Annotated in this window: 17 protein-coding genes; 2 read left to right on the top strand and 15 right to left on the bottom strand. The window is 61.9% G+C overall.

Annotated features, from left to right (window positions below; all coding sequences use genetic code 11):
• Window positions 1–129 precede the first annotated feature (129 nt).
• Window positions 130–813 carry a GntR family transcriptional regulator gene (locus ACXMYO_RS04370; protein ID WP_457807925.1) on the top strand — a complete coding sequence of 228 codons (684 nt, stop codon included), beginning with the start codon at window positions 130–132 and terminating at the stop codon, window positions 811–813.
• A gap of 33 nt (window positions 814–846) precedes the next feature.
• Here ACXMYO_RS04370 and ACXMYO_RS04365 read toward each other — a convergent pair whose 3' ends face one another.
• The 13 genes from ACXMYO_RS04365 to ACXMYO_RS04305 all read right to left on the bottom strand — a co-directional run bounded on the left by ACXMYO_RS04365 (window position 847) and on the right by ACXMYO_RS04305 (window position 15,222).
• Window positions 847–1,575 (bottom strand): FadR/GntR family transcriptional regulator, encoded by a 729-nt coding sequence (locus ACXMYO_RS04365; protein WP_457807924.1) that lies wholly within the window; start codon window positions 1,573–1,575, stop codon window positions 847–849.
• Between the two features lie 108 nt (window positions 1,576–1,683).
• Window positions 1,684–2,643 (bottom strand): NAD(P)-dependent oxidoreductase, encoded by a 960-nt coding sequence (locus ACXMYO_RS04360; protein WP_438767127.1) that lies wholly within the window; start codon window positions 2,641–2,643, stop codon window positions 1,684–1,686.
• Between the two features lie 12 nt (window positions 2,644–2,655).
• On the bottom strand, window positions 2,656–4,152 hold the full coding sequence (locus ACXMYO_RS04355; protein WP_438767125.1) for a tripartite tricarboxylate transporter permease: 1,497 nt from the start codon (window positions 4,150–4,152) through the stop codon (window positions 2,656–2,658).
• Window positions 4,153–4,172: 20 nt separating this feature from the next.
• Window positions 4,173–4,649 carry a tripartite tricarboxylate transporter TctB family protein gene (locus ACXMYO_RS04350; protein WP_457807923.1) on the bottom strand — a complete coding sequence of 159 codons (477 nt, stop codon included), beginning with the start codon at window positions 4,647–4,649 and terminating at the stop codon, window positions 4,173–4,175.
• A gap of 11 nt (window positions 4,650–4,660) precedes the next feature.
• A complete protein-coding gene (locus ACXMYO_RS04345; protein ID WP_438767121.1) occupies window positions 4,661–5,632 on the bottom strand; it encodes a tripartite tricarboxylate transporter substrate-binding protein in 972 nt (323 codons plus the stop codon).
• Between the two features lie 185 nt (window positions 5,633–5,817).
• Window positions 5,818–7,395 carry an aldehyde dehydrogenase (NADP(+)) gene (locus ACXMYO_RS04340; protein ID WP_457807922.1) on the bottom strand — a complete coding sequence of 526 codons (1,578 nt, stop codon included), beginning with the start codon at window positions 7,393–7,395 and terminating at the stop codon, window positions 5,818–5,820.
• Window positions 7,396–7,432: 37 nt separating this feature from the next.
• A complete protein-coding gene (locus ACXMYO_RS04335) occupies window positions 7,433–8,761 on the bottom strand; it encodes an enolase C-terminal domain-like protein (protein WP_457807921.1) in 1,329 nt (442 codons plus the stop codon).
• A 12-nt stretch (window positions 8,762–8,773) separates the two neighbouring features.
• On the bottom strand, window positions 8,774–10,264 hold the full coding sequence (locus ACXMYO_RS04330) for a tripartite tricarboxylate transporter permease (protein WP_438767115.1): 1,491 nt from the start codon (window positions 10,262–10,264) through the stop codon (window positions 8,774–8,776).
• A gap of 1 nt (window position 10,265) precedes the next feature.
• Window positions 10,266–10,784 carry a tripartite tricarboxylate transporter TctB family protein gene (locus ACXMYO_RS04325; protein ID WP_457807920.1) on the bottom strand — a complete coding sequence of 173 codons (519 nt, stop codon included), beginning with the start codon at window positions 10,782–10,784 and terminating at the stop codon, window positions 10,266–10,268.
• 22 nt (window positions 10,785–10,806) lie between these two features.
• On the bottom strand, window positions 10,807–11,751 hold the full coding sequence (locus ACXMYO_RS04320) for a tripartite tricarboxylate transporter substrate-binding protein (RefSeq protein WP_438767111.1): 945 nt from the start codon (window positions 11,749–11,751) through the stop codon (window positions 10,807–10,809).
• A gap of 63 nt (window positions 11,752–11,814) precedes the next feature.
• Window positions 11,815–12,726: a 5-dehydro-4-deoxyglucarate dehydratase gene (gene kdgD / locus ACXMYO_RS04315; protein WP_457807919.1), complete on the bottom strand. Its 912-nt coding sequence runs from the start codon at window positions 12,724–12,726 to the stop codon at window positions 11,815–11,817.
• A gap of 117 nt (window positions 12,727–12,843) precedes the next feature.
• Window positions 12,844–13,968 carry an L-talarate/galactarate dehydratase gene (locus ACXMYO_RS04310; RefSeq protein ID WP_457807918.1) on the bottom strand — a complete coding sequence of 375 codons (1,125 nt, stop codon included), beginning with the start codon at window positions 13,966–13,968 and terminating at the stop codon, window positions 12,844–12,846.
• Between the two features lie 159 nt (window positions 13,969–14,127).
• Window positions 14,128–15,222 (bottom strand): LacI family DNA-binding transcriptional regulator, encoded by a 1,095-nt coding sequence (locus tag ACXMYO_RS04305; RefSeq protein WP_457807917.1) that lies wholly within the window; start codon window positions 15,220–15,222, stop codon window positions 14,128–14,130.
• Between the two features lie 255 nt (window positions 15,223–15,477).
• Between ACXMYO_RS04305 and ACXMYO_RS04300 the strand changes: the two genes are divergently transcribed.
• The gene (locus tag ACXMYO_RS04300) at window positions 15,478–16,431 is read left to right on the top strand and encodes a tripartite tricarboxylate transporter substrate binding protein (protein WP_457807916.1); all 954 of its coding nucleotides are present in this window, start codon (window positions 15,478–15,480) and stop codon (window positions 16,429–16,431) included.
• A gap of 109 nt (window positions 16,432–16,540) precedes the next feature.
• Here ACXMYO_RS04300 and yiaK read toward each other — a convergent pair whose 3' ends face one another.
• Window positions 16,541–17,563 (bottom strand): 3-dehydro-L-gulonate 2-dehydrogenase, encoded by a 1,023-nt coding sequence (gene yiaK / locus ACXMYO_RS04295; RefSeq protein WP_457807915.1) that lies wholly within the window; start codon window positions 17,561–17,563, stop codon window positions 16,541–16,543.
• Entirely contained in the window at window positions 17,544–19,076 is a 1,533-nt protein-coding gene (locus ACXMYO_RS04290; protein WP_438767099.1) for a tripartite tricarboxylate transporter permease, read from the bottom strand. The genes yiaK and ACXMYO_RS04290 overlap by 20 nt, the downstream gene beginning before the upstream one ends.
• Window positions 19,077–19,085: the final 9 nt, after the last annotated feature.

Here is a 19,085-nt window from a genome sequence, read left to right as displayed (position 1 = left end):
AGTCCCGGCACCAGGCAATGCGTCTTGCTTGTCATCAACCGGAAAGTTACTGTTCATATACATGTCACCGCTTTGTTATATATAACAATCCGCGCGCCGGTCGGGGGTGTCAACATGGGAGAAAGTCTATTGAATGAAAGTCCAGGACGGCGCGTACCCCGGGCGCAGCGGCTTCGGGATCTGCTCGAGGACGCCATCGTCGAGGGCCACTACGCCCCGGGTGACCGCCTCGACCCCGAGGCGCTGGCGCGGCAGTATCAGTGCTCGCGCACGCCCATTCGCGAGGCGCTGACCCAGCTGGCCGCCTCGGGGATGGTGAAGGTGGCGCCCAAGCGCGGCACCTTCGTGGCGCGTTTGAGCGTGACCGAGCTTGTGGAGCGCTTTGAGGTGATGGCCGAGCTTGAAGGCATGTGCGGCCGGCTGGCGGCGCGACGCATGACCGATGAAACCCTGGCGGCGCTGCAAAAGGCGCAGGCCGAGTGTCGTCAGTGCATGCTCGAGGGGGACGTGAACGGCTATTACTACAAAAACGGCGAGTTTCACCGGCTGATCTATGAAGCCGGCCAGAACACCTTTCTGGCTCAGGAAGCCAGACGCCTGCACGCCATGTTAAAGCCCTATCGGCGTCTGCAGCTGCATGCCCGCCATCGGCTGGAAAGTTCGTGGTGCGAACATGAGCGCATCGTTGCGGCCCTGATGGCCGGCGACGCCGACACGGCGCAGCGCGAACTCAAACAACATGTGCTGCTTCAGGGCGAGCGGTTCAACGACCTGGTGGCCTCGATGCAGCGTCTGGGGCAGGCGCAGGCCTGATGCCGCCGCACCCGACAGGGTCGGCGGGCAGCGTCAGTTCCTTTCGCGATAGGCCGTGTAGGTCTGCCGGGCGCGGGAGAAGTGCTGCCTGACGGCCTGGTCGGCGCGTTCGGGGTCGCGGGAGAGCACGGCATCCAGAATGGCCTGATGCTCTCCGGCCACCATCTCCAGATAGCGCCGCGCCGCCTCGACGTTCAATTCGTTGTCGACCAGCCGGGCCCGGGGAATGGCCTCCTGGCTGAGCGGCTCATAAAAGGACAAAAAGAAGGGGTTGTGCGTCGCCTCAATCAAGGCGTGATGAAACCGGTAGTCCTCGTGACGGGCCTGTCGGCCCTCTTTCATGGCTTCCTGAAAGGCTGCGTGGGCGCTTTCAAGGCGGCGTGCATCATCATCGTCATGGCGCTCGGCGGCAAGCGCTGCGGCGCGCGGCTCCAGCGTCAGGCGAAGCTCCAGCACATGCAGAATGTCTTCCACCGTATTGGCACTGATGCGCCGCGCCGGTGACGGCGCCGACTGCCGCGCCTGGATGACGCGCGTGCCGATCCCGCGGCGGGTCTCGATCAGCCCCGAGGAGCGCAGATGGGCAATCGCCTCGCGCACGGCGGTGCGACTGACGCCAAACATGTCACACAGCTCGCTTTCCGTGGGCAGCTTGTCGCCCACGGCGATCTGCCCGTTGGCGATCGAGGTTTCCAGCTGCCGGGCAATCTGCCCCGAAAGGCTGCCCTGCTGGGTAATGCGTTCAAGCTTGAGCGTTTTCATGTTGACCATCTGCTGTTGTGTAGTGGCAGGTATCGATCACGCGCGAAGACAATGCCGTGCAGATCGCACGGCATTTGACCGATCGGGCCGTCCTGGCCTTTGACAGCGTCACACGGGCGTTAGTGCCGCCTCACCGGCCAGTACCCGGGTCATGTTGTCCGCGGCCAGATCGCACATGGCACTGCGCGTTTCAAATGTCGAAGAGCCGATATGCGGCAACAGCACGGCATTATCAAGCGACAAAAGCGCGGAGTCGGACGCCAGGGGCTCGCGCTCGTAGACATCAAGGCCTGCGTAGTAGAGCGTGCCGTCCTGCAGACAGGCGATCAGATCCGCTTCGCGGACCACCTGCCCGCGCGAAATATTGATCAGGATAGCCCTGTCGCGCGTGGCGGCCAGCAGCTTTCGATCGATCAGCCCTTGCGTGTCTTCCGACAGCGCCACGGTCACCACGATAAAGTCCGACTCGCTGAAAAGCGTCTCCAGCGAGACCTGACGGGCGTCAAACTGCTTTTCAAGTTCCGGCTTGTCACTGCGGTTATAGAACATGACCGGCATGTTGAAACCGTGATGACCGCGCTGGGCGACCGCCTGACCGATCCGCCCCATGCCAACGACCCCCAGCGTCTTGCCGCTGATGTCGATACCAAAGTCATCGCGACCCAGTGAGGCCTGCCATTGACCGCCGCGCACCTTGCGCTCCATCTCGCCGGCGCGTCGGGCCGCCATCATCAAAAGCAAAAAGCCGGTATCGGCCGTGGCGTCGGTCAACACCTCGGGCGTATTGGTCAGCACGATATTGCGCGCCTGGATCTCCTCGAGCGGATAGGCATCAACGCCCACCGACACGCTGGCGATCACCTTCAGGCGCGGCGCCTCATCCAGCAGTGCCTTGTCGAACCTGACGTTAGAGCCGATAAAGGCGTCTGCATCAGACATCGCCTCTTTGAACGCTTTTTTATCCTCGTCATCGGCCAGACGCTTGAAGTGCGTCACCTGGTGGTCGGCCTCGAGCCGAGCCAGCAGTTCCGGATAGAGCTCGTGGACCACTACAATCTTGTGTGTCATGTCATTGACCTGTCAGTTTGAAACGGCGTTGGCTTTTTTGTCCCGCCAGGAAGCGCGCAGGGAGAAAACGACAAAGATCAGCGCCAGAACCAGAAAGCCCACGCTGATGGGACGGGTAAAGAAGGGTTCCCAGCTGCCGTCAAAGGTCTGCAGTCCGCGACGCAGGTTGGTTTCGGCCACGCCCCCCAGAATCAGCCCGATCACGGCAGGCGCCACGCCAAAGCCGAAACGGGCCAGGAAAAAGCCGAGCACGCCCAGCGCCATCATCAGATACACATCAAAGTAATCGCTGTTGATGCTGAAGACCCCGATGGCGCAGAAGATAAAGATCAGCGGCAGCAGGTAGTGCTGTGGCACGCGCAGAATGCGCACGAACAGCCGAATGCCCCACCACTGCACGAACAGCATCATGATGTTGGCCAGCAAAAAGGCCACGAAGATGCCGTAAATCAGCGTCGCCTGGGTATCAAAGAGCATCGGGCCCGGCTGGATGCCCTGAATCATCAGACCGCCGATCAGAACCGCCGTGGCCCCTTCACCGGGAATACCCAGCGTCAGCATCGGGATCAGCGCCCCGCCCACCATGGCATTGTTGGAAGACTCCGAGGCCACCACGCCTTCCGGGGCGCCCTTGCCAAACTCCTTTGAGTTTTTGGAAAAGCGCTTGGCCTGGTCATAGGCCATGATCGAGGCGATGCTGCCCCCGGCCCCCGGTACGGCGCCCACGCCGGTACCAATCAGCGAACTCATCAGCAAAAGCTTCCAGTTGCGCAGCACCTCACGCATGCGCGGGAAGGCGCCTTCAAGCGCGTTTTCAACCTTCATGGAGGGGCGCTTTTCATGCATCTTTTCCATATCCAGCAGCAGCTGGGAGACCGCAAAGATCCCCACGATCACGGCCAACAGGCTGATGCCGGTCAAAAGCGACATCTGCCCGAAGGTCAGGCGCAGCGCGCCGGTCACCTGGTCGGCGCCGACCGTGGACATCAGCATACCGATCAGCCCCACAATCAGTCCCTTGATCAGCGAGCCGCCGGAGATCGACACGATGATCATCAGCCCCAGAATGCTCAGGGAGAAATACTCGGCCGCCCCGAAGCGAAGGGCCACCGAGGCGATCAGCGGCGACACCAGCATCAAGATCAGAGCACTGATGGTGCCGCCCAGAAAGGAGGCCGCCACCGACAGACCCAGCGCCTTGCCGGCCCGACCGTTGGCCGCCATGGGCGCGGCGTCAAAGGTGGTGGCAATCGAGCCCGGCGTGCCCGGCATGTTGAGCAAAATGGCCGGTACCGAGCCGCCGGCAATGGCGCCGCAGAAGGCGCCCAGCAGCATGCCGATACCGGCAATGGTATCCAGCCCGTAGGTCAGCGGCAGCAGCAGCGCCACGGCCATGGCCGCCGAAAGGCCCGGCAGCGCACCAAGAATAATGCCTAAAAAGGTGCCGGCCAGTATGGCCAGCAGGGTCAGTGGACCAAAGAGCTGAATGGTCTCTGTCAGTGTCTGCATAAAACCTCCCGATATTCAGCTCAGAATCTGACCTTGAGCAGCTCGACAAACACGCCGTAGATGATGCCCGTACCGACCGGGGCAAAGGCAATGACCCGTGCCCAGAACGCCGGCTTTTTCAAAAGCCCCTTGCGGTCGGCAGAAATCAGACAGATAAGAAGAGGCATTAATAGCAGGTAAAAAAACGTGGAGATCAAAAATCCTGCCATGCTCATTACCCAGATATAAGCGGTGCTGAGCACGATAAACAGGATCAGATTCAAAAACCCCTGCCGCGAAATGGCCGGCAGGTTATCCGCTTTTTTTCCCTTTAAAAGGCAGGCGATCACATTCAATACGGCCAGCAGAGCGATAATGAAGGTAATCACGCTCGGAAAGGTCGCCGGCGCAATCGAGCCATGCGCCCCGCCGGGAATATCCATGGCCGCCAGGCAGAGAAAGGCGGCCACGACGGCCAGCAATAGACTGAAAAAGGCTTCCTGAAGATGACCTTTCATGACCCTGCTCCTCAGCTGTTCTCGCTGGCAACCTCTTGCGCCACCGGGATCAGTTCTTCTGCCAGATCATCGACATACTGGTTGAATTCCTCACCGGAGCGAAAATCCACATGAATGCCCAGCTGCTCGATGCGCTTGACGAACGTCGGGTCCTGGGAGGCTTTTTCGAGCGCACTCAGCCAGCGCTCTCGGGTCTGCTCGTCCATGCCCTTCGGTGCCGCCACGCCGCGCCAGTTGGAGATGTCGATATCGTGCCCCAGCTCTTTCATGGTGGGCACCTCCGGCAGGGAGTCACTGCGCTCGCCGCTGGTTACCACCAGGGGGGTCATCTGACCGGATTCCAGCGCGCTGCGAAGGTCCATCGGGTCCATGACCACACCATCAATGTGCCCGCCCATAACGGCGGCCGTGGCATCAGGGGCGCCCTGATAGGAGATGGTGTCAAAGTTGGCGCCAAGCTCCTTGCCCACCAGCACGCTCATGATGTGCGTGGAAGAGCCGATGCCGGCAAAGCCGATTTTCAGGCGGCGGTTATGTTCGCCACCGGGCAGGATATCCTCGACGCTGTCGATGCCGAGTTTGCTGTTGACCGCCAGCACATAGGGCACGGAATAGAAGCTGGCCAGATAGTCAAAATCTTCATACTTGAAGTTGACGTTGCCCATGCCCTGCTGGGTAAAGACCTTGTTGTCGATGGCGACAATCGTATAGCCATCGGGGCGTGCCTGGATGGTTTTCATGAACCCGATCGCCCCGCCACCGCCGGTCAGATACTGGGGAATGATGTTGACGCCCAGATCCTGTTCAAGCCCCTGCTGCAGCGACCGAATCAGATAATCGGAACCCCCACCCGGCGATGCCGGCGAGATAAAGGTGATGTCATCATCCGGAAAATCGGCAGCCATGACCGTTGAAGAGACTGTAACCATGCTCACGGCCATGGCGATGGCAACATACCCTTTCTTCAAAGCAAATTTTTTCATGACTGACCTCATCGATAGCCTGTCTTTTAAAAAGTCATACATCATACATATACAGATAATACCTGTTTTAACGGCTGTGACTCTGCTTCTTTAGTTCATGAACCGACCATCGTATAAAGACAAAAAGGGCCTGCCTTGCGGCAGACCCTTTCGATGCAATCTCAATGGATTGTTAAATCAGGGCATCAGCTTTCGCGCTTGCCATCCACCAGGCGGTTGAGCTGGTAGGGGTTGGCATCACGCAGGGCTTCCGGACGCAGCGCATCCGGCAGATTCTGATAGCACACCGGGCGCAGGAAACGCTTGATGGCGGCCGTGCCTACCGAAGTCGTACGGCCATCGGAGGTTGCCGGGAACGGCCCGCCGTGAACCATCGCATCACTGACTTCGACACCGGTCGGCCAGCCGTTGACCAGGATACGACCCGCCTTGCGCTCGAGAATCGATACCAGCGGCCGCGCGCTTTCCATGTCGGCATCATCCATCTGCAGTGTGGCCGTCAGCTGGCCTTCCAGATGCTCGGCTACGGCGGCCAGCTCATCGCTGTCAACGCATTCGATGATCAGCGAGGTGGCGCCGAAGACTTCGTCCTGCAGCTCGACATCGGACAAAAAGGTCTGCGCCGAGGCAGTATAGAGACCGGCCTGACAGGCGTTGATGCCCTCGCCGACCGGCCCGCGGCCCAGCTCGGTCACACCGCTGTGCTGCGCCAGACGCTCGACACCTTCACGATAGGCCTCGCTGATGCCGGGCGTGAGCATGGTCTGGGCATTGGCATCGGCCAGCGCTTCGGTTGCGGCCTGCTTGAAGGTCTCAAGCGTTTCACCCTTGATGGCAATGACCAGCCCCGGATTGGTACAAAACTGTCCGGCGCCCATGTTCAGCGAACCGACAAACGCCTTGCCCATCTCGCGACCGCGCGCGGCAAGCGCTTCCGGCAGCGGGAATACCGGGTTGATGCTGCTCATCTCGGCGTAGAAGGGAATCGGCTCATCACGCGACTGCGCCACTTTCCACAGCGCCATGCCGCCGTTGCGCGACCCGGTAAAACCGGCCGCCTTGATGCGCTTGTCGCCCACCAGCGCTGTGCCCACGTCGCGGCCCGAGCCGTACATCAGCGAGAACACGCCTTCCGGCAGATTGCAGCGCGATACGGCCTTTTGAATGGCGCGGCCGACCAGCTCGGATGTGCCCGGATGGGCGCCGTGCGCCTTGACGATGACCGGGCAGCCGGCCGCCAGTGCCGAGGCGGTATCGCCGCCGGCGACCGAGAAGGCCAGCGGGAAGTTGCTGGCGCCAAAGACCACGACCGGGCCCAGACCGATGTGGCGCTGGCGCAGATCGGTACGCGGCATCGGCTGACGATCCGGCATGGCCGGGTCAACGCGCACGTCCAGCCATTCGCCGTCACGTACGACGCGAGCAAAGGTTCTCAGCTGACCGCAGGTACGCCCGCGTTCGCCCTGAATACGCCCTTCGGCGAGCCCGGTTTCAGCCACCGCGCGTTCGATGAGCGCATCGCCGATGGCCTCGATCTCTTCGGCCACGGTTTCAAGGAATACGGCGCGCTCTTCCAGCGACGTCTCGCGGTACGAGTCAAAGGCCTGCCAGGCCAGCGCACAGGCCTGTTCGACCTCGTTGCTGCTGCCACCGTTGTAGACCGGCTCGAGCTTGTCGCCGGTTGCCGGATTGATGGCCTGAACCGGATCGCGCGTGCCCTTGATGGCGTGCTGTCCAATGAGAAGTTCGCCTGTCAGTTGCATCTTTCTCTCCTGATGGTTGCGTTGCGTCTTGCCGGGTTCAGCGCACCAGCGCGGGGCGCTTGGGATCGAAGGCCCAGCCGTCGATCAAATACTGCATGGCGGTGGCATCGTTGCGGGCGCGCACATCCAGCGAGCGATAAAGCGCATGCGCCTCATCGAGCTTGCCCTGATCCAGCGTCACGCCCAGTCCGGGCGTTTTCGGTACGGTCAGCTTGCCATCACGAATTTCAAACGGCGCCTCGGTCAGGCGCTGACCGTCCTGCCAGATCCAGTGGGTGTCGATGGCCGTGATCTCGCCCGGACAGGCCGCGGCCACGTGCGTCATCATGGCCAGCGAAATATCAAAGTGGTTGTTGGAGTGCGACCCCCAGGTCATGCCCCATTCGTTGCACAGCTCACCGACCATGACCGCGCCCTGCATGGTCCAGAAATGGCAGTCCGCCAGCGGAATGTCGACCGAATTCATCTGAGCGGCGTACTGCAGCTGTTTGAAGTCGGTGGCAATCATGTTCGTGGCCGTGCGAAGACCGGTGCGGCGCTTGAACTCCGCCATGGTCTCACGCCCCGACCAGCTGCCTTCCTGACCACAGGGGTCCTCGGCGTAGCTGAGAATGTCGCGAATCGGCTCCAGCACTCGAATGGCCTCCTCCAGCGACCAGGCGCCGTTGGGGTCCAGCGTCAGTCGCGCCTCGGGGAAAATCTCGTTCATGGCGCGAATGCAGTCGGCTTCCTGCTCGCCCGGTAGAACGCCTCCCTTGAGCTTGAAGTCACGAAAGCCGTAGCGCTCGTGGGCAGCACGGGCCAGTTCGGCGACGGCGTCCGGCGTCAGCGCCTCCTGACAGCGTAGACGCTCCCAGTCATCGCGCGGGTTCTCGGCGCTCAAGTAAGGCAGATCGGTCTTTTTGGGATCGCCCAGCAAGAAGAGATACCCAAGCGCCTCGACCTCATCACGCTGGCGACCCATTCGGCCCAGCAGATCGGCCACCGGCATTTCGACGGCCTGGCCGTAAAGATCCAGCAGCGCGGATTCGATGGCGGTCAGTACATGTACCGCCACGCGCAGGTCAAAGGTCTGGCGGCCCCGCTCTTCCGGCCCGCCCTGGGCCAGCAGGTTTTTGGCGTTGTTGAGCGTACCGCGCCAGGCATTGAGACGGGTGCCTTCCACCAGCGAACGGCACTTTTCGAGCCCTTTCAAAATCCCTTCGCTGGAAGGAATCTCTCCCACGCCCTTGTTGCCGGCATTGTCTTCAAGAATCAGAACGCAGCGCACAAACCATGGCGCATGACCGCCGCTGAGATTGAGCAGGAAGCTGTCATGACCTGCGACCGGCACAATGGTCATGCGTGTAATGGTAGGCAGTGACATACAGGGCTTCTCCTATGAATGGGGAGTCGTTTGGCGACGGTTCTGCCACAGGGTGAAAAACAAAAAGGCTGCAGAGACCAGCAAAAACGTCAGGCTGATCGGACGCGTGACCAGCACGCTCCAGTCGCCACCGGAGAGCAAAAGCGCCCGGCGAATATTGGATTCAGCAATCGGCCCCAGAATCAGGCCCAGAATGACCGGCGCCGTACCAAAGTCATAACGGTTGAGGAAATAGCCCAGCACCCCGAAACCCAGCATCAGATAGACATTGAAAATATCGGCGTCAACGGCGTATACCCCGATCACACAGAACATCAAAATCAGCGCCATCAACAGCTTGCGCGGTACCTGCAGCACCTTGACGAACAGCTGAATGCCGAACCACTGGATCAACAGCATGAAGATGTTGGCGACAAAAAACGCAATGAAGATGCCGTAAATGATCGAGCCGTTATCGGTAAAGAGCGTCGGCCCCGGGCTGATGCCCTGGATCATCAGACCGCCCATCAGTACGGCCGTGGCCGCCTCGCCGGGAATGCCCAGCGTCAGCATCGGGATCAGTGCCCCGCCGACCAGCGCATTGTTGGAAGACTCCGAGGCCACGATGCCTTCAGGATGGCCGGTGCCGAATTTCTCCGGCGTTTTCGACATCTTTTTGGCCTGATCATAGGACAGAAACGAGCCGATACTGCCGCCGGCTCCCGGGATGGCGCCAACGATCGTGCCGATCACCGAGCTTGAAGCCAGCACCTTCCAGTAGCGCAGGGTTTCCCCCCAGCGCGGACGGGCGTGATCCATCTTGTTCTTGCTGTGCTCGACGGGGCCGCCGCCGAAGTAATCGACCACGTCCTTGAGCACCTGGGAGACGGCAAACAGCCCGATCAGCGCCGGCAGCAGATTCACACCGGTCAGCAGGGACAGGTTGTTGAAGGTATAGCGCTGTACGCCCGCGACCGGGTCAGTCCCTATCGTGGCAATCAACAGCCCGATCAGACCGGCCACCAGCCCCTTGATCAGCGACTTGCTGGACACGGACGCAATAATGACCAGACCGAAGATACTTAGCGCAAAATACTCGGCCGGGCCAAAGCGCAGCGCGAAGTCGGCGATGGGCGGGGCCAGCAGACTCAGGACCACGGCGCTGAAAATGCCGCCGATGAACGAGGCCACGATACAGATGCCCAGCGCCCGTCCGGCCTCGCCCCGACGTGCCATGGGGAAGGCGTCGAGCGTGGTGGCCACCGAGGACGGCGTACCGGGAATGTTCAAGAGTGTGGCCGACACCGAACCGCCGGCAATGGCGCCGCACAGCGTGCCCAGCAGCATGCCCATGCCCATGACCGGCGGCATGCCAAAGGTCAGCGGCAGCAACAGCGCAATGGCCATTGCTGCGGTCAGCCCCGGCAACGCGCCCATGATCAGGCCGAGCAGCGTGCCGGCACCAATGACCAGCAGCACATGCCACTGGAAGACCAGCCCGAGCGCCTCTACATAATCTCCCATGTCATACCCCCATCACGCCGATGGTGGGCAGCACGATTTCGAACCCCACCGAGAAGATTAAAAAGATGGCAACCGACACCACGGCAGAAAATAGCGCCAGCATGAGGACACGGCCGATGGCGATGTTCTCGCCGGGCTGACGTGCCAGCACGCTGACCAGCGCCACACACAAAAAGATAAACCCCGCCGTGGAAAGCACATAGCCCAGTGGCTCCAGCAGCGCGGCATAAAGCACCAGCAATAGCGCCACCGCACACCAGCCCACCACCGGTACCCAGGCCGGTGAACTGCTCGGCTCATCGGATGTGTCACGCGCCAGCAGTGTGCCCGCGATCAGCCCTCGCACCATCGAAATCAACAGCAAAATGGCGATGGCAGAGGAGATGGCGCGCGGGAAAAACGCGGGGGAAAGGCTTCCCCCCGCGGCATTGGCCGGCAAATGCCAAGCCTGCTGCAGAAACCAGCCCGCCAGCGCCAGCAGCACCAGGTGAAACAGGGCATCGCTGCGTGTTTTAACCATGTTCAATACTCCCCGGCCAACCTTACTGGCGGATCGCCCTGGCTTCTTCGATCAGCGGTTTGGAGGTTCTTTCGACAAACTGGTCCAGCTCGTCGCCATACAAGGGACTGATGTCTGATCCCATGCTTTGCGCGGCCTTCTGGAACTGGGGGTCCTCGACGGCCTGCTTGACCGCTTCAACCCACTTCGCCTCGATCTCCGGATCAAGCCCTTTCGGTGCGGCAATACCGCGCCACTGCGACAGCTCGAAGTCGTAACCGGCCTCGGTCATGGTGGGCGTATCCGGCAGTGCGCCGCTGCGCTCTTCGCCGGTGGTCACGATGGAGACCAGGCGGTCGCCGTTGATGGCGGACACCACCTCGGAGGGATTGAGCACCACGCCGTCGATATGGCCGCCCATGGCGGCAGAAACCGCTGCCGAACCGCTGTCAAACGGGATGACCTGCATGTCCAGACCCAGCTCCTCTCCCAGCATCAGGGTCATGATGTGCGTCGATGACCCGACCCCGGAGGCGCCCATGCGCAGCGGCTCACCGGATGCCTTGCGCTCGGCAATCAGGCTTTCCAGATCCGACCAGTCATCGTTGGGACGCACGGCCATGACGTAGGGCTCGACCAGCACGCGGGCGATGTAGTCAAAATCATCCTTTGTGAAGGCAACGTTACCCAGCCCTTCCAGCGTAAACGTGGCGTTGGTCGGAATGGTAACGGTATAACCATCGGGCTTTGAGGCGATCGCGCGAGAAAAGCCCACGGCACCGCCACCGCCCGAAATATTGCGCACCACGATCGTGGTACCCAGCGCCTTTTCAAGCGATGGCTGCAGGGCACGGACCACGTTGTCCGCGCCGCCGCCGGCCGACCAGGGCACGATGAACTCGACGTTTTTGGACGGGTAATCGGCCGCCATGGCCGCACCGCTGGCCAGTATCGTGGCAGCGCCCAGTACGCTCAGTAACCTTTTCATGTCATTGACTCCCTCGACTGCCCGTACAGGCAATGGCCTGCCCGGGCAGGCGGTCGTAAATAGTTAACGAACGCGCTCGATCAGCACCTTGAGCTTTTCGACTTCTTCGGCATTGGGCATGGTCAGCGGCGCACGAACGTTGCCCCCCGGGTAGCCCACCTGAGCAGCACCGGCCTTCACCAGACTCACCGCATAGCCGCGGCACGTATCGCGCAGCTCGACAAACGGAATGAAAAAGTCACTGGTCAGGCGAGCTACGGTCTCGTGATCGCCGGCGCGCAGGGACTTGTAGAAGTGCACCGCCATCTCCGGCACGAAGTTGAACACCGCCGAGGAGTAGGTATTCACGCCGATGGAGAGATAGGCTTCGGCGAAGATTTCGGCCGTCGGCACGCCACCGATGTAGATCAGGCGGTCGCCCACGGTCTTGATGGTGGTGTTGAGCGACTGAATGTCACCGCGACCGTCCTTGAGACCGATCAGATTGGGGCAGCGATCAGCCAGCGCCTTGACGGCCTGGGCTTCCAGCGCGCCGTTGGCACGGTTGTAATAGATCACGTTGAGGCTGGTGGAATTACAGATTTCGGCGGCGTACTCGACGATGCCTTCCTGCGAGCACTCGGTCAGATAAGGCGGCATCAGGAGGATACCGTCAGCACCGGCGGCTTCGGCGGCAGCGGCGTGCGCCTTGGCCATGGTGATGCTCTGGCCGGCGCTGGCAATGACGGGCACACGGCCTGCGGTCTCTTCCACGGCCACGCGGACCACTTCACCGAACTCTTCAAGGCCCAGATTGAAGAACTCGCCCGTACCGCCGGCCACAAACAGCGTGGAGATCTCGTATTCGAGAAGCCATGCGATGCGACGGCGATAGCTTTCGGCGTCGAATTGGCCGTCGCTGTCAAAGTCCGTGACCGGGAAGGAGAGCAGGCCATCGCCTGCGGCACGCGTAACGTCAGCTCGTGAAAACGTCATAATGGGTCCTCTGAATTGGCCTGCCCCGCCGCACGGTGGAGCGTTGAAGCTACTTTGTCATACATCATACTTTTAAAGCCATTATACGAAGGGCATAGGCTGCCCTTCGAATATCTGTCAGGCAGTAAAGGTCTGATGATTGATCGTCCACTGGCGCGCCTGCTCGGTCAGGGTAATGCCCAGCCCCGGACGGTCCGGCACGATCATGCGGCCATCGCGGGTTTCGAGCTCTTCATTGAACAGCGGCGCCAGCCAGTCGAAGTGCTCGACCCAGGGTTCAGTGGGATAGGCCGCTGCCAGGTGCAGGTGAATTTCCATGGCAAAGTGCGGCGCCAGCTGCAGTCCGGCCTGAGAGGCGAGCGTGGCAAGCTTCAAGAACTGGGTAATCCCGCCAATGCGCGGGGCATCGGGCTGGATGATGTCGGCGCTGCGGTGCTCGATGAGTTTCACGTGCTCGGCAACACTTGAAAGCATCTCACCGGTGGCGATTGGCGTATCCAGCGCCGCGGCCAGTGCGGCATGGCCTTCGGCGTCGTGGGCATCCAGCGGCTCCTCGATCCACACCAGCTCGTATTTCTCCATGGCGCGGCCAAACCGCAGCGCGCTGGCGCGGTCCCACTGCTGGTTGGCATCCACCATCAGCGGCACGTTGTCACCGATGTGGGCGCGCACCGCGGCCACCCGTTCCAGGTCGATGCGCATGTCGGGCTGGCCGACCTTGATCTTGATGCCGGCGATGCCGCTTTCCAGCGAGTGCGTGGCGTTTTTGAGCACCTCATCGATGGGCGTGTGCAAAAAGCCGCCCGAGGTGTTGTAGCACTGCACCGAGTCGCGGTGCGCGCCGATGAGTTTGGCCAGCGGCAGACCGGCACGCCTGGCCTTGAGATCCCACAGACCGATATCGACCGCGGCGATGGCCTGGGTCGACACCCCGCCCCGCCCGACCGATGCACCGGCCCAGACGAGCTTTTGCCACAGCTTATCGATGTCGTTGGGATCTTCACCGATGATGGCCGGGGCGATTTCACAGGCGTGGGCGTACTGGGCATAGCCCCCGGCCCGCTTTGAGTAGCTGAAACCGATGCCGGTGTGGCCGTCACGCGTGGTGATCTCGGCAAACAGGAAAGAGACTTCGGTCATCGGCTTTTGCCGTCCGGTCAGCACCTTGGCATCGCTGATGGGCGTGGCCAGCGGCAGCAGGACGTGAGAGAAGGTGATCGAGGTAATGGCATCAAAGGACATGGGGACTCCAAAGGCACGTGGACCGACCCGGGACGAGGCTGCGGCCTGATGATGTTAGCGCTATCATTGCGCGTTACACGGCGCCTCGTGTCAATCGGGACCAAGGTCTAATTCCGTCGATGTCGTTGACGCGATAACAGCCTGACGCGCCGACACCCTTCAGGCTCGAGGCGACAGCGTGGTCTGGCGGGCAATGATTTCAAAGCCGACATCCAGAACATCGCCGACGTGATCAGACCGAGGGGTGCCAAAGCGCTGCAGAAGATGCCCGGCGGTCAGGCGTCCGATCTCGGCGCCATCGATTCGTACCGTGCTCAGTGCCGGCCAGGTGGCGGCGGCAAAGCTCATGTCGCCAAACCCCATCACTGCCAGCGTCTGTGGCACGCTCATGGCACGGCTTTGCGCCTCGGCAATGACCCCCATGGCCAGCGTGTCCGAACTGCAGACAATCGCCTGGCAGTCGGGCATGTCCGCCAGCACGGCCGCGGTGGCCGTTCGCCCGCCGACCAGGGTTGCCGGTATCTCCGCCCAGCGGGTAATGACCTCGATGCCGGCGTCCGGGCGGGCCTTTTGTTCCACGCGGATGCGGGCATTGAAGCCCTCGGCGCGCTGATGGGAGCGCGGGTCATCGGCCATGGCCTGCCCGAAGCGCTGATAGCCACAACCCAGCAGGTGCTCGGCGACCGCCGCCCCCACGGCGTGGTGGGAAAAGCCGATCAGCATATCCAGCGGGTCCTTGCTCATGTCCCAGATCTCGACCACCGGAATACGCGCGGCCTTGAGACGCGCTCGCGTGGCGCTGGAGTGGCGGGTGCCGGCCACCACCAGCGCATCCGGGCGCCGGCTCAATACGGTCTCGACCACCGCGGCTTCCTCCTCGGTCTGGTAGCCGGTCAGCCCCAGCAGCACCTGATAGCCCTCCACCGCGAGCGTATCGGTAATCGACTGGACCACATCGGCAAACAGCGAGTGCGCCACGGTCGGCACCAGCACCGCGACCATTTTGCTGCGACTCGACGCCAGCGCGCCCGCCACGCGATTGGGCACATAGCCGGTCTCGATCACGGCGCGCTGCACCCGCTCGCGGGTCCGCTCGCTGACAAGTTCCGGCTGGTTGAGGGCCCGCGACACGGTCATGGCGGCCACCCCGGCCGCAGCCGCTACATCGCTCAGACGCACGGCGCCGGTCGCGCGCGGGTTGTCACGACCGCCGTCGGGCGTCTTGTCAGAGCGGGTATCGGGAAAACGTCCCATGCATCTCTCCAGCAGAACCTCAAAAATACGGCGAGCGTCATGTTACAGCCAGGGCGTGCATGCGCGTAATACCGTTTCACCCCCGCTTCGGGTACCGCCCTACCCTGTGCTGGAGCTTGCCCTGCAACGATAGTCGAAATGATAGCGCTAACAAAACCTGCGTAAGATGCTCACTGCTGTCCGAAGGCAACCGTGGGCGAGGATGACACTGCCTGGCGGTCGTCATGTCTTTACCCCGAGAGGGAATTGCTGCACATGAAAAAGACACTATCCGTACTGATCATGGCCACGGCCATGCCGGCAGCGGCCTGGGCGGCCGACTACCCGACCAAAAATCTCGACATGCTCATTCCCGCCTCCCCGGGCGGCGCCGCCGACACCCTGATGCGGGCCCTTCAACCCGGCCTTGAATCAAGCCTTGGGCGAACCATTGTGGTGCGCAACATGGGCGCCGGCGGCGGCGCGCTGGCACTGACCCGTACCGTGACGGCCAAACCCGATGGTTACACCCTGACGCTTGCCAACAACCAGAATTTCACACTGGAGGGTCTGGGCAACGTCGGCTTCAAGTATCAGGATTTTGACTATCTGGCCCGTATTACCGAAGAGCCCTATCTGCTGGTCAGCAACAACAACGACCAGTGGCAGGACGCTGAAGGCCTGGTGGCGGATCTCAAGGAGAGCGGCAAGCCGCTGCAGGTCGGTACGTCCGGCGTGGGCTCGTCTACCTACGTGGTGGCCTCGATGCTGGGCAGCCAGCTGGGTGTTCCGGTCCAGGTTGTGCCCTTTGACGGTGGCTCACCGGCTATTTCGGCGCTGATGGGCGGCCATGTGGACGCCGTGGTGGTCAACCCTTCCGAGGTGCTCTCCCAGATTCGCGGCGACCGGTTGCAGGCAGTACTTTCTACCGGTGCCCAGCGCAGCGAGCTGCTGCCCGACGTCAAGACCATGCAGGAGCAGGGCTATGACCTGGCGGTCAGCCAGTGGCGCGGCATTGCCGTACCCGCCGGCGTCGATGACGAGGTCGAAAGCGCCTGGGTCGAGGCGGTCAAGCAGGCCATCGAGGCGCCGGAATTCAAGCGCTTTGCCGAAAGCACCGGCGTTGAGGTCAGCCCGCTGTTTGGCGAGGAACTGGACGCCTACGTCACCGATATGGCCGAGGTCATGATCCCGGCCTCACGCAAGGTCGCAGAAGACAACAACCAGTAGTCAGCACGATCAGCGTTTAAAACCGTCAGCCATCAGGACAATCAACAATCACAACGATGCGCTGGTCCATTGCGCCGCCCTGTCGGGCGGCGTTTTTGTTCCGGTCGAATCAGGACCGGGGCCTGTCACCCGCCAGACGCTGTACTTGCGACCAGATGTCCGGGTTGACCACGATATCGGCGCTGTCATGGCGACGATGAAACGTGGACGCGCCCGGCCAGCGCACGGCACGGCCGGACTCATCCGGCGCCGCCTTCGACAGATGCGCTGTCATGTCATCCACCATCGCCCGGCAGGCATCGATGCCACCGAGCTGGTCAGGATCAAACACCATGAACACCTGTGAACTGCCGGTCCCGCTGCCGCGCTCGACGGTGTCGATCTCATGCGTTGCCCGCCCCTGTGACAGGAGTGCTGCCATGGCATCAAGCAAAATGGCCAGTCCCGAGCCCTTCCAGTAGCCGATGGGCAGAATGCGTCGAGTGGCCTGAATGGCCTGCGGATCACAAGTGAGCTGTCCGCTGTCATCGAACCCGCCCGCTACCGGCAGCTGTTCGCCGCGTTCCTTCAGCACGCCCAGACGGCCATAGGAGAACTGCGACATGGCCATATCCAGTACCAGCGGCGCTCGCCCCCCGGGTACTGCCATGACCAGCGGATTGTTGCCGATACTCTGCTCGCTCGCCCCCCAGGCCGGCATGCAGGATTCTGTATTGGTCCACATGATCGCAGCCATGCCCTGCTCCACGGCCTGCCAGCCGTAGGTACCTCCGCGCATCCAGTGCGTGGTGTTGCGCACGGCCACAAGCCCCATACCGTGCTGCCGGGCCAGCGCAATGGCGCGCTCGGTGGCCCGCATGGCGTGAGGCACGCCCAATCCCAGATGCCCGTCGTAGACCTCCAGCGCGCCCAGCGCCTGTACCGACTCGAAGGCCCCATGAGGGTCCACCCAGCCGCGCGCGAGGTAATCCACCAGCCGTGGAATACGGTCAAGGCCGTGGGAGCTCACCCCGTCACGGGTGCTTTCGGCGTGAACCCTTGCACATACGGTGGCATCCTCAGGCGTCAGGCCGGCACGCCGCAGGGCCCGTTCAATCACATCCTGCAGGGTTTCAAGAGTGACGCTTATCATCCTGACCCTCCCCGGACGACGTCACGGCGACACGCCCGGCGCGATAGTTCTGCCACAGCGTCAGCGCCAGAAGCCCCACGGCAATGACCAGAAAGGTCAGGCTGATGGGCCGGGTGACAAACGGCGTCCAGTCGCCCTCGAACGCCTGCAGCCCGCGGCGCAGGTTGGATTCGGCGATCGGCCCCAGAATCAGGCCCAGAATGACCGGCGCGGTGCCAAAGTCATAGCGGTTGAGGAAATAGCCCAGAATGCCAAAGCCCAGCATCAAATAGAGATTGAAGACGTCTCCATCCACGCCGTAGACCCCGATAAAACACAGCACCAGAATGGCCGAAAGCAGCTGTTTACGCGGCACCATCAGCACGCGGATAAACACCTTGATGCCCAGACACATGATCAACAGCATGAAGATATTGGCCACCAGATAGGCCAGAAAAATGCCGTAAACGATGCCGCTTTGATCATCAAAGAGCATCGGGCCGGGGGTGATCCCCTGAATCATCAATCCGCCAAGCAGCACCGCCGTTGCCGCCTCGCCCGGAATGCCCAGCGCCAGCGTCGGGATCAGGGCGCCACCCAGCAGGGCGTTATTGGCACTTTCCACCGAAACGATGCCGGGCGCATACCCGGTGCCGAATTTTTCAGGATGTTTTGAAAACCGTCGCGTCTGATCGTAGGCGACCAGTGAGGCAATGCTGCCCCCGGCGCCGGGCACGGGGCCGACAACCGACCCGGAGAGAATGCCCGCCAGCAGCGCCCGCCAGTTGCGCAGCGTTTCCATGAATCGGGGGCGCGCCACATCCACGCGATGACCACTCTCCTTCAGACGCTGATGCGGGTCATACTCGAAGGCATCCTTGAGCACCTGGGAGACAGCGAACAGACCGATCAGCGCCGGCAACAGATTGATGCCGGTCAAAAGCGACAGCTCGCCAAAGGTAAAGCGGTCCACCCCGGTGATGGGGTCCGTACCGATAATGGAGACAAAAAAGCCGAGCAGCCCGGCAATCAACCCCTTGAGCAGCGACTTGCCGGCCACCGAGGCGATGATTACCAGTCCGAACACGCTCAGCGAGAAATATTCGGCCGCCCCGAAGCGCAGGGCAAAATCCGCGATCGGCGGGGCCAGAAGGCTCAGAATGACCATGCTCGCCACACCGCCCAGAAAGGAGGCCACGATCGACAGTCCCAGTGCGCGCCCTGCTTCGCCCTTTTGCGCCATGGGAAAGCCATCGAAGGTGGTCGCCACCGACGAAGGCGTGCCCGGAATATTGAGCAAAATGGCCGGGATCGAGCCGCTGGCACCGGCGCCACACAGCGCGCCCAGCATCATGCCGATCCCCATGACCGGGGGCATGCCGAAGGTGACCGGCAGCAGCAGCGCCACCGCCATGGCCGACGTCAGCCCCGGCAGCGCCCCCATGATGATGCCCAGAAGTGTGCCGCCGGCAATCGCCAGCAGCGTGGTGAACTGCATCACCATACCCAGTCCATCGAGATAGCCGGAAATCATGAAACGCTC

It is taken from the genome of Kushneria sp. EE4 (assembly GCF_977968315.1).
Note: the sequence above shows the minus strand (reverse complement) of the source record. Positions and strands in the feature narration are given on the sequence as shown.